13 protein-coding genes are annotated in these 10,499 nt (G+C 68.6%); 3 read left to right on the top strand and 10 right to left on the bottom strand.

The features are described from left to right. Positions 1–306: 306 nt before the first annotated feature. The 5 genes from WC493_RS19560 to WC493_RS19580 form a co-directional block, all read right to left on the bottom strand. Entirely contained in the window at positions 307–897 is a 591-nt protein-coding gene (locus WC493_RS19560; RefSeq protein ID WP_373067641.1) for a RadC family protein, read from the bottom strand. After that, the gene (gene map, locus WC493_RS19565; protein WP_373067643.1) at positions 887–1,732 is read right to left on the bottom strand and encodes a type I methionyl aminopeptidase; all 846 of its coding nucleotides are present in this window, start codon (positions 1,730–1,732) and stop codon (positions 887–889) included. The genes WC493_RS19560 and map overlap by 11 nt, the downstream gene beginning before the upstream one ends. Then, the gene (sfsA, locus tag WC493_RS19570; protein WP_373067645.1) at positions 1,732–2,439 is read right to left on the bottom strand and encodes a DNA/RNA nuclease SfsA; all 708 of its coding nucleotides are present in this window, start codon (positions 2,437–2,439) and stop codon (positions 1,732–1,734) included. The genes map and sfsA overlap by 1 nt, the downstream gene beginning before the upstream one ends. Further along, on the bottom strand, positions 2,436–3,257 hold the full coding sequence (locus WC493_RS19575; protein ID WP_373067648.1) for an MBL fold metallo-hydrolase: 822 nt from the start codon (positions 3,255–3,257) through the stop codon (positions 2,436–2,438). The genes sfsA and WC493_RS19575 overlap by 4 nt, the downstream gene beginning before the upstream one ends. A gap of 69 nt (positions 3,258–3,326) precedes the next feature. Then, a complete protein-coding gene (locus WC493_RS19580) occupies positions 3,327–4,088 on the bottom strand; it encodes an SDR family NAD(P)-dependent oxidoreductase (protein ID WP_373067650.1) in 762 nt (253 codons plus the stop codon). A gap of 71 nt (positions 4,089–4,159) precedes the next feature. Here WC493_RS19580 and WC493_RS19585 point away from each other — a divergent pair, with 71 nt between their 5' ends. Continuing rightward, entirely contained in the window at positions 4,160–5,047 is an 888-nt protein-coding gene (locus tag WC493_RS19585; protein WP_373067652.1) for a YicC/YloC family endoribonuclease, read from the top strand. Positions 5,048–5,061: 14 nt separating this feature from the next. Continuing rightward, entirely contained in the window at positions 5,062–5,700 is a 639-nt protein-coding gene (gene gmk / locus WC493_RS19590) for a guanylate kinase (protein WP_373067655.1), read from the top strand. A 6-nt stretch (positions 5,701–5,706) separates the two neighbouring features. Here gmk and WC493_RS19595 read toward each other — a convergent pair whose 3' ends face one another. Beyond that, complete coding sequence (locus WC493_RS19595) at positions 5,707–6,174, bottom strand: winged helix-turn-helix transcriptional regulator (RefSeq protein WP_373067657.1); 468 nt, start codon at positions 6,172–6,174, stop codon at positions 5,707–5,709. A gap of 77 nt (positions 6,175–6,251) precedes the next feature. Between WC493_RS19595 and WC493_RS19600 the strand changes: the two genes are divergently transcribed. Further along, positions 6,252–7,121, top strand: a complete 870-nt coding sequence (locus tag WC493_RS19600) for an SDR family oxidoreductase (protein WP_373067659.1) — start codon at positions 6,252–6,254, stop codon at positions 7,119–7,121. A gap of 42 nt (positions 7,122–7,163) precedes the next feature. On the opposite strand, the gene WC493_RS19605 is transcribed toward WC493_RS19600, so the two are convergent. The 4 genes from WC493_RS19605 to WC493_RS19620 all read right to left on the bottom strand — a co-directional run. Next, a complete protein-coding gene (locus WC493_RS19605; protein WP_373067662.1) occupies positions 7,164–8,063 on the bottom strand; it encodes a ferritin family protein in 900 nt (299 codons plus the stop codon). Positions 8,064–8,247: 184 nt separating this feature from the next. Then, on the bottom strand, positions 8,248–9,102 hold the full coding sequence (locus WC493_RS19610; protein ID WP_373067664.1) for a dienelactone hydrolase family protein: 855 nt from the start codon (positions 9,100–9,102) through the stop codon (positions 8,248–8,250). A gap of 66 nt (positions 9,103–9,168) precedes the next feature. Then, positions 9,169–9,852: a DUF2848 family protein gene (locus WC493_RS19615; protein ID WP_373067666.1), complete on the bottom strand. Its 684-nt coding sequence runs from the start codon at positions 9,850–9,852 to the stop codon at positions 9,169–9,171. Between the two features lie 88 nt (positions 9,853–9,940). After that, a partial coding sequence (locus WC493_RS19620) for an MFS transporter (RefSeq protein ID WP_373067669.1) occupies positions 9,941–10,499 on the bottom strand: 559 nt, incomplete at its 5' end.

The raw sequence follows: 10,499 nt of genomic DNA on the forward strand, positions 1-10,499 counted from the left end.
GAACGAGGACGAGTCGGCCGGTGCCGCGCCCCTCGCCATCGGCAAGGTTCTCTTGCTTGCGGCTGATCTCGACGCGCTTCAGCGCATGTCGGATCGCGGTGTCGGTCAGGGCTGGCATGCGTTCCTCCTTGTCCGCAACTGGGATCGGTCGAGGAGAAACGGGGATCGTTTGCGGGGATCGGAAAGCCGTTTTCTATCCCTTCAACCGCCCCCAATTTGCCAAAACCGTCCCCACTACGCAATGCCAAAAATGGGCGATTTCTCTAGTGTTTCAACGGGATTGAGCGTGATCCTGCGGGATCTAAATCAGTGAGTGGGGTGGTTATGCACCAGGATGACGGCGGAGGCGGCGCGGTCGAGCGCCAGTTTCACGATCTCGCGGATGTAGAGCGGCGCCTGATCGACCGTGCCCTTGCCATGCGCCTCGTCGGCGATCAGGGCGTTCTTGCGGTCGAGGAAGAGGACGCGCACCTCTTCCCGCGGCTCGCGCGCCAACCTGGCCCTGCAATAGTCCAGGAGGGCGGCCCAGGAGGCGATCACGGGTTTCTTCACGACGTCGGCGGCGAGCAGGCGCAAGGCCGCCTCGCGCACCGCCTTCAAGGCGATCGGGGCGACTTCGCCCATGCCGTCGACAGCCTCGATGCGGTCGAGCGGGGCCGAGATCACTTCGGCGAAGGAGCCGAAGCGATCGATCAGCGTCTTGGCCAGGGGCTTCACGTCCCGCCTTGGGATCGCCAGCGCGAGCAGGATCTCCAGCAGCTCGTAATCCGGCATGCCCTGGCCGCCGGTCTCGCGGAAACGGGCGCGCAGGCGGGCGCGGTGGCCGTGGTAATGGGGCGTGAGATCGCCGGCAGGCGGCGCCTCGCCCAGGAGGTCGCGGCGGTCGTCAGGGGCCATAGGGCGGCTTGGTATAGCCGGCGGGGGAGAGGGTGAAGATCTCGACCCCGTCCGCCGTCACGCCCACCGAATGCTCGAACTGGGCCGAGAGCGAGCGGTCGCGCGTCACCGCGGTCCAGCCGTCGCCCAACATGCGGACATCCGGCTTGCCGATGTTGATCATCGGCTCGATCGTGAAGAACATGCCGGTCTCGATCACCGGGCCGGTGCCCGGCTTGCCGTAGTGGAGCACGTTGGGCGCATCGTGGAACACGCGGCCCAGACCGTGACCGCAGAAGTCCCGCACCACGGAATAGCCGAAGCCTTCGGCATATTTCTGGATCGCCGCGCCGATGTCGCCGAAATGGGCGCCGGGGCGTACCGCCTCGATGCCGCGCATCATCGATTCATAGGTGACCTCGACCAGGCGGCGTGCCTTCAGCGGCACGTTGCCGACGAGATAGGTGCGGTTGCTGTCGCCATGCCAGCCGTCGAGGATCACGGTCACGTCGATATTGAGGATGTCGCCGTCGCGGCACGGCTTGTCCGACGGAATGCCGTGGCAGATCACATGGTTGAGCGAGGTGCAGATCGAGGCCGGATAACCGCGGTAGTTATAGGGCGCCGGCCAGGCGCCGTGATCGAGGATGAAGTCGCGCGAGAGCTTGTCCAGCCGCGCGGTGCTGACACCGGGCTTCACTTCGGGCGTCAGCATGTCCAGACATTCGGCGGCCAGGCGGCCGGCTGCGCGCATGGCGGCGAAATCAGCCTCCGGATGGATCTTGATCTTGTCCGTGCGGCGGTTGCCGTAGGCGTCGTCCTGTTCTTCCACGGCGGCCTGTCGGGTCCTGTTCATCAGAAGTCCAAAGCGATGGGCCGCGCGAGGGTGATGGCGGCCGGCGTCAGTCGGCAAGCATAGCACAGGGCTTCGAGGCCTTGGCCACGCGCTTTCTCGAATTCCGCGGCATAGCGGGGGTCGATGTCGGCGGCGACGGCCATGCGCTCGGCATCGCCGCGCTGTACGAGGTAGAGCAGCACGGCGCGCCGGCCCTGCGCCACGGCGGCCGCCAATTCGGCCAGGTGTTTGGCGCCCCGGGCGGTCACCGCGTCGGGAAATTCGGCGAGGCCGCGTTGCCGGGAGAGGGTGACGCTCTTCACCTCGACCAGGCAGTCCGGCCCACCGTCGGCGGCTTCCGAGAGCAGGAGGTCGACCCGGCTGTTGGCGCCGTAAGGCACCTCGCGGGTGATCCGGCCATAGCCGGCGAGTTCGGGGATCAGGCCCGCCTGGACCGCCTCCGCCACCACGGCGTTGGCGGCGCCGGTGTCGATCCCGACCAGCGTGCCGCCGACCTCGACCAGGCGCCAGGACCAGGCCAGTTTCCGCTTGGGATCGTCGCTCCGGTCGAGCCAGACGCGGGAGCCTTCGGCGGCGAGGCCGAGCATGGAGCCCGGATTGGCGCAATGCGCGGTCAGCGTGGTGCCATCGTCCAGCACGACATCGGCCAGGAAACGCTTGTAGCGCCGGACCAGGGTTCCGGGCACCAGGGGTTTCGGATAGTTCATCGGCGGCAGCAGGCGTCGAATTCGCCGGGATCATGGGCGCAGAAAATCGTCACCTCGCGTCCGCGGCTCAGCTTCAACTGGCGCAGGCGTTCCTGATTGCGGCGCCGCTCCGCCCCGATCGTGTCGGTGAAGCGCTGGAAGACGGCGATGCCGGCGGGCGTGCGGGCTTCGGCATCGAGCGAGCCCGAAAAGAAATAGGCGTCGCCGGCATGGAGGAGCCAGCCCGCCGCCGTGCGCACGGCGACGCCGCAGTGGCCGGCGGTATGGCCGTGCAGGGGCACCAGCAGGACCTCGGTCTCGGCATCGGAGAGGGCACGCACGCCGGAGAAGCCGAACCAGTCTTCGCCGATACCGTCGTAGAGCTGCCAGGACGGGCCATGGGCCCATTGGGCCGGGATGTAGCGGGATTTCGCCTGCAGGCTGCGCCGGGCCATGGCGGCTTCGTGCTCGCGGGCGTGGAGATGGACCTTGGCCTTGGGGAAATCGGACAGGCCGCCGGCATGGTCGAGATCCATGTGGGTCAGCACCACATGGCGCACGTCGTCGGCCGAAAAGCCGAGCGCCTTCACCTGGGCGAGTGCCGTTTCCGCCGGATCGAGCTTCGGCCCCAGGACGGAGAGAAAGGCGCCGCCGAGGCGCTTCGGATCGGCGATGTCGCCGCTGCCGAGGCCGGTATCGACCAGCACCAATCCATCCGCGGTCTCGATCAGCAGGACATGGCAGACGAAACGGGCACGATCGAACAGGCCGCCCTCGGCACCCAGCAGGCGGGCGCCCAGCGGGCACATGGTGGCCGCGTTCAGATGATGGATCTTCATGCTCTCCCTCCCGGCGCCGCCATGGTAGCGGCCGGGTGGGCGCGCGTCAGCCCGAGGACGATCGAATTATCAGCGCATCATGAGACGCGCGATCAGATCTTGTGGTGCAAGGTTGATCGCCTTCATGGCGGCGACCAGGGGCCAGGGGAAGGCGACGCGCGCGGCGTTGCGCGAAAGGCCGCGGGCGATCACCCGGGCGGCCTTGTCGGCCGGCCAGATGAAGGGCATGGGAAAATCATTCTTCGCCGTCATGTCGGTCGCAACGAAGCCGGGGCAGATCACCGTGACGCCGATTCCCGCCTTGGCGACATCCGCCCGCAGGCCTTCGCCGAAGACGCGGACGGCGGCCTTGGAGGCGCAATAGGCCGCCGCGCCGGGAAGGCCCTGGAAGGAGGCAATCGAGGCGACCAGGCCGATCTGCCCCCGGCCGCGCGGCGCCATGGTCTCGACCGCGAGGAGGGCGGTCTCGATCGCACCGTCGACATTGGTCTTCAGGACGTGGCGGGTCGCCCGCCGGAGGTCCTTCAGGTTGCGCGCGGTGTCGCCGACGCCGGCATTGGCGATCACGAGGTCGAGCGGGGCGGCCGCATCGGCCTCGGCGAAGAAGGCGGCCTGGGCGGCGGCATCGGTCACATCGAAACTGGCGGTCAGCACGCGGGCGCCCTTGGCTTCCAGCGCCGCCTTGCGCGTGGCCAGGGCAGCGGCGTCGCGCCCGGTGATGGCGAGGGTCACGCCGGGGGCGGCGTAGACCTCTGCCAGGGCGGCGCCGATGCCGCGCGAGGCGCCGGTGATCAGGATCGAACGGGGATGGGGCACAGGTGGTTTCGCCATGGCTCGCTTGTCCAAAGGTCCAACCCATAGTAAGAGCCGTCCACTCTTCAGGGACCAGCGCGGAGTCGGCGATGACAGTGCAGAGCATGACGGGCTTCGCGCGCGCCGCCGGCGTTCGCGGCAATGCCGAATTCGTCTTCGAGGTGAAATCGGTCAACGGCCGTGGGCTCGAACTGCGTGCCCGCCTGCCGGCCGGGCTGGAACGGCTGGAACGGCCGATCCGCGACATCGCCCAGCGCTACCTGAAGCGCGGCAATGTGCAGATCCAGCTCAATCTGATCGGCGCGACCGAAACCGCGACGCCCCGGCTCGATGCCGCGGTGCTCGGCCATTACCTGGCGGTCGCCCGCGACCTCGCCACCCAGAACGGGCTGGAGCCGCCGCGGGTCGAGGGGTTGATGGCCCTGCCGGGCGTGATCCTGCGCGGCGAAACCGCGCCAGAGACCGACGAGGCGGAACAGGACGCCCTCTATCTCGCCACTTTCGAGCAGGCGATGAAGGGCCTGGCCCAGGCCCGTGGGGCCGAGGGCGCCCATCTTGCCGCCATCCTGACCGGCCATCTCGACGAGATCGAGCGCCTGACGACGGCGGCGGAAGCCCAGGCCGCGACCCAGCCGGCCGCCATCCGTGGCCGCCTGGAAGCCCAGCTCGCCGACCTCCTGAAGGACAAGGCGGGTGCGGTCTCGGCCGAGCGGCTGGCCCAGGAAGTCGCCATGCTGGCGGTCAAGGCCGATGTCCGGGAAGAGGTGGACCGCCTCCGTGCCCATGTCGCCGAGGCGCGCAAGCTGTTGGCGGCGGGCGACGGTGTCGGCCGCCGGCTCGATTTCCTGGCCCAGGAATTCAACCGCGAGGCCAATACGCTGTGCTCCAAGTCGACCGACGTCGACCTGACGCGCCTCGGCCTCGACCTCAAGACCGCTGTCGACCGCCTGCGCGAGCAGGTGCAGAACGTCGAATAGCCAAGGAAGATTGCATGTCGTCTCACGGGATCGAACGCCGCGGCCTGATGCTGGTGCTGTCCTCGCCGTCGGGGGCGGGCAAGACCACGATCTCGCGCCGCCTGCTCGAACGCGAAGACAGGCTCGAAATGTCGGTCTCGGTGACCACGCGGCCGCGCCGCCCGGGCGAGGTCGAGGGCAAGGACTATTGGTTCGTCACGCCGCTCGAATTCAACCTGATGATCAACGAGCGGAAGCTGCTCGAATCCGCCAAGGTCTTCGGTAACCACTACGGTACGCCGCGCCAGCCGGTCGCGGATGCCCTGGCGGCCGGCCGTGACGTCCTGTTCGACATCGATTGGCAGGGCACCCAGCAGCTCTCTGAACACGCGCGGGAAGACCTCGTCTCGATCTTCATCCTGCCGCCCTCGACGCGCGAACTCGAACGGCGGCTCCGCCAGCGCGCCCAGGACCCGGAAGACGTGGTCGCCGGCCGCATGGCCAAGGCGGCGGACGAGATCAGCCATTGGGCCGAATACGACTATGTCGTCCTGAACGAGGACGTGGACCACACGCTGGCCCAGGTCCAGGCCATCCTGCATGCCGAACGCCTGCGCCGGCGCCGGCAGACCGGCCTCGGCGATTTCGTCAAGCGGCTGCGCGAAGGCGTCTGAGCCCGCTCAGGCCGCCGCGGCCTCGGCGTCGAAGCGGGCGCGGGCGGCGGCGATCGAGGCCTGGGCATCGTTCGCCCAGCTGATCAGGCCGCACAGCGGCACCAGCAGCGAGTGCCCGACCGGGGTCAGGCGATAATCGACGCTGGGTGGCTTGGTCGGATAGACCCGGCGCGCCAGCAATCCGTCCCGTTCGAGATCGCGCAGCGTCTGGGTCAGCATCCGTTTCGAAATGTCCGGTATGGCGCGGCGGATCTCGCTGAAGCGGTGCGGCCGTTCGGCCAGCACGATGACGATCAGCGTCGTCCATTTGTCGCCCAGATGATCCAGGATGCCGCGCACCGGGCAGCGCGCGAGATCGAAATCCCCCTCGCTCCAGCGCGCGAAACAGCGCAGCAGCTCGGCGTGGGCGGCGTCCAGCGCCGGCAGGACGTCCTCTTTCGAGGGGGGAAGGTTATGTGCCTGTAACCCTGTCACCGAAAACTGCCTCCTTCCGGCGGCCGAAATGGCCTCGTATATAGACATGGTCTCGAATTTAGACCAGGAGATCAGTCATGGCAAACAAGGAAACCATCGTCGTCACCGGGGCGAGCGGCCAGCTCGGCCGGCTCGTGCTCAAGGAACTCGTCGCCCGGGCGCCGCAGGCGCGGATCGTCGGCGTCTTGCGCAATCCGGCCAAGGCTCAGGACCTGGCCGCCCTCGGCGTCGAGCTTCGGGCCGGCGATTACGAGGACCCGGCCAGCCTGTCAGCGGCTTTCGCGGGGGCCGACAAGGTGCTGCTGATTTCTTCGAACGAACTCGGCAAACGGACGCCCCAGCACCTGAACGTGATCGCGGCGGCCAAGGCGGCCGGGGTCAAGCTGCTCGCCTATACCAGCGTGCTCCATGCCGATGACAGCGCCCTGAACTTGGCGGGCGAGCACCGGGAGACCGAGGCGGCGCTGCGTGCCTCGGGCCTGCCCTTCGTCCTGCTGCGGAACGGTTGGTACACCGAGAATTACACGGCGGGGGCCAAGGCGGCGGTCGATCACGGTGCCGTGCTGGGCTCGGCCGGGCAGGGCAAGATCGCTTCGGCCGCGCGGGCGGATTATGCGGCTGCCGCGGCCGCCGTGCTGACCAGTACCGAGGACCAGGCCGGCAAGGTCTACGAACTGGCCGGCGACACGGCCTATACGCTGGCCGATTATGCCGCCGAGCTGGCGCGCCAGTCGGGCCGGCCGGTGGTCTACAAGGACCTGCCGGAGACCGACTATCGCGGCATCCTCGAATCCGTCGGCCTGCCGGCGGGTCTCGCCGCCCTGCTGGCCGAGAGCGACGTGAAGGCGTCCAAAGGCGCACTGTTCGGCGACGGCGCCACGCTGCACCGCCTGATCGGCCGGCCGACCACGCCGCTCGCCGCCAGCGTGGCCGCCGCCCTGGCGTGACTTGGCGGACCTGCCGGGGCGTGCCCGGCAGGTCCTCGCCGGTCAGGCCTCGACCGGGTGCTTGACCGTCCATTCCTCGCGCGTCACCCAGGCTTCCAGGATGCGCACGTGCTGGGCCTCTTCCTTGGCGAATTCCTTGGCCAGGGCCTCGACCTCGGGCGACTTGGTCTTGGCTTCGACGGCGCGGTAGAACTCGAAGCCGCGCTTCTCGCCCTGGAGGGCGGCCTTCAGCGCGTCGAGCCGCGACAGGGTGGGATCGCCGGCCCAGAGGTCGGTCCGCTCCGGCGTCGCATGGTCGGGCCAGACATAGTCGGGCGGGATCTCGGCCGCATAGTCGACGGTGCCGGCCTTTTCCTTGGCTTCCTCGAGGTGGAGGCGGGAGAAGGCGGCGAGCTGGCGGAACAGGGCCGCGACTTCGGCATTGCCGCAGTCCGCCATGCGGTCGGCCAGCAGGTCGAAATGCAGCGCGGCGTCCTGCTCGACCTTCACGGCATGGCCGAAGAAGGCGGCCGGCGTGTCGATCTCCAAGCCGCCCTTGAAGTGGCGCGCGGCCTTGGTGACATGGGGGCCGGCGGCGGGCAGGGTCTGGTCGCCCTCGAAGGTCACCATGATGTCTTCGTCGCGCACGAAGCACTGGCAGGCCAGGCGATGACGGGGCGGCATGTCGTTCACTTCGGCGTTCTCGAGTTCCGCCTTGGTGATCTTGCCGAGCTGCTTCAGGGCTTCCTTCTCCTTCTCGGTCAGGGAGATCGCATATTTGACCGAGGGATCGAGATGCTGCACCTCGACCAGGCAGGAGCCGCATTCGCCGTCCTGGCAGTCGAAGGGAATCGGGATCTTGTGGGCTTTGGCGAGGGCCAGGATGGTGCCGCGGTCGCCGGCGACGGCGTAGACCGTGATGTCCCGTGCCATCATGGGGGACGAGAAAGTAACGTTGGCCACCGGATGTCTCCGTCAAGGCTGGGGGGCTGGATCGTGCGTGACGATCCCGCGCGCCCATCAGCAAGAGGCGGGCCAATGCCCGGCTGCCTGCGGCAACCCGGTTTTCCGCCCCTGGGGGCCGACAGGCGCGTCGGATTCGTGACGCCGGGGCGGATAACGGACAGGCCTTGTCGGGCCTGACCGTTCAGGCCAGCGTGGCCTTCAGGAAGGCGATCGTACGGCCCCAGGCGAGATCGGCCGCTGCCTTGTCGTAACGGGCGGCATTGGTGTCGTTGTTGAAGGCGTGCTGGGCGCCCTCGTAGACGAAGGCCTGGTAGTCCTTGCCGGCGGCCTTGAGGGCGGTCTCGAAGGCCGGGACTTCGCCGAGGATGCGCTGGTCGAGCCCGGCGTAATGCAGCAGCAGCTTGGCCTTGATCTCGGGGACGTCGGCGCTGGCCGGGGGCATGCCGTAATAGACCACGGCGGCGGCGAGTGCCGGGCTCGCGGTCGCCAGTCGGCCGGCGAGGCCGCCACCCCAGCAGAAGCCGACGGTGCCGACTTTGCCGCCAGCCTTGCCGGCATAGGCGACGGCGGCGACGGCGACGGCGTCGGCCAGGGTCTTGGCCGGGTCGAGGGTGCCGATCAGATTGCGGGCCTGGTCCTCGTCCGCCGGGGTGCCGCCCGCGGACGAGAGGAGATCGGGCGCCACGGCGTGGAAGCCGTCGAGCGCCAGGCGCCGGGCGATGTCGCGAATATGGGCGTTGAGGCCGCGGTTCTCGTGAATGACGACGACATGGCCGTGAGCCGTGCCGCCGGCCGGCTGGGCTTCATAGACGGTGACGGCACCGCGCGCCCCGTCGTAGCTGGCCGCGCGGCTGACGACCCGAGGGTCGTCGGACGCGACGGTCTCGGCCCGGGCGTAGTCGTTCTCCAGCAGCGGCAGCAGGGCGAGGGCGGCCGCGGTACCACCCGCGAGCCGTGCCAAGCGGTCCAGGAAATCCCGCCGCGGCAGCGCCTCGTGGGTATAGCGGTCGTAGAGATCGATGATGCGCTGGTCCATCGCGTCCTCCCCCGAGACGTCGCTTCTCGGGCGGACATGGGAAGGCCGGGGCCTTCCCACAAGGGATCAGGCGACGGCGGGGAAGATTTCCGCGAGCGGGGTCACCCGGAAGCGGTGCTCGAGCCGGCGGCCGAGCACGGGATCGCTCAGGCTGATCTCGAGCTCCATCGCCGCGCGCGGGAAGCGACCGGCGGTTTCCAGCGTGCCGGAGAAAATCATGCGGCCCTCGTGGTCCGCCCCGTCGTGGCCGGCGACGAAGGCGCGGAGGTCGTCCGGCGTCATCAGCTGGGCGACCGAGCCCTGCTGCATCACCTTGCCGTCGCAGGCGAGGCGAAGTTCCAGCCGGTCCCAATGGCCGGCGACGTCAGCCATCGCCCAGGCCGCGGGGGCGACCGTCTTGGCGCAGAGATTCTTGGCCAGCGCCGCCGCCTGGGCTTCCATCACGGAATCGGTGTGGTCACTGCCCACGGTGACGTAATCGATGCCGTCCTGGCGGAACAGCACGAATTCCACCTCGGGCGCGGTGTCGGGGCCGATCACGAAAGTCTCGGTCGCCTGGCTCAGCAGCGACGGCATGATCGGGAAGAGCATCGGAATATGGGGCGGCACGCCAATGCCGAGGTGCTTCAGCTCCTCGATATGGGCTTCGACCTCGGCCCTTGTGCGGCCGGTATAGCCGGCGCAGAGCAGGCGCCGGATCCTGGCCGTGACGCGGCCTTTGGGCAGGGTGAAGTCGAGTGTCGTGGTCATGGCCGGGCCTCCGTTTGTATCGGCCCAAGTCTAGGGCCTGGACGGGACGCCTGGCGTTTCCATTGTCTAAAAGCCCAGTTTGAGCTCTTCAGCCGGACAGGCCCTCGGCCCGGCGCAGGGCGGGAAACAGCCGCATCCAGGCGAGCGCCACCAGGATCGTGCCGACGCCGCCGAGGATGCCGGCCGGCACCACGCCCATCAGCCCCGCCGTCATGCCCGACTCGAATTCGCCGAGCTGGTTGGACGCCCCGATGAAGAGGGAATTCACCGCCGAGACCCGGCCACGCATGTCGTCCGGGGTGGAGAGCTGCACCAATGTCTGGCGGATCACCACGCTGACATTGTCGGCCGCGCCGAGGACGAAGAGCGAGAAGACCGAGAGCCAGAGGTTCTGCGAGGCGGAAAAGACCACGGTGGTGAGGCCGAAGACGATCACCGCCCCGAACATCTTGGCACCCACCCGGCGTTCGAGGTTCAGGCGCGAGATCGCCGCCGCCATCACCAGGGCGCCCGCCGCCGGTGCCGAGCGCAGCAGGCCGAGACCCCAGGGCCCGGTCTCCAGGATGTCGCGGGCGAAGATCGGCAGCAGCGCGGTGACGCCGCCCAGCAGCACGGCGAAGAGGTCGAGGGAGATCGAGCCCAGGATG

It is taken from the genome of Zavarzinia sp. (assembly GCF_041650655.1).
Taxonomy (GTDB): domain Bacteria; phylum Pseudomonadota; class Alphaproteobacteria; order Zavarziniales; family Zavarziniaceae; genus Zavarzinia.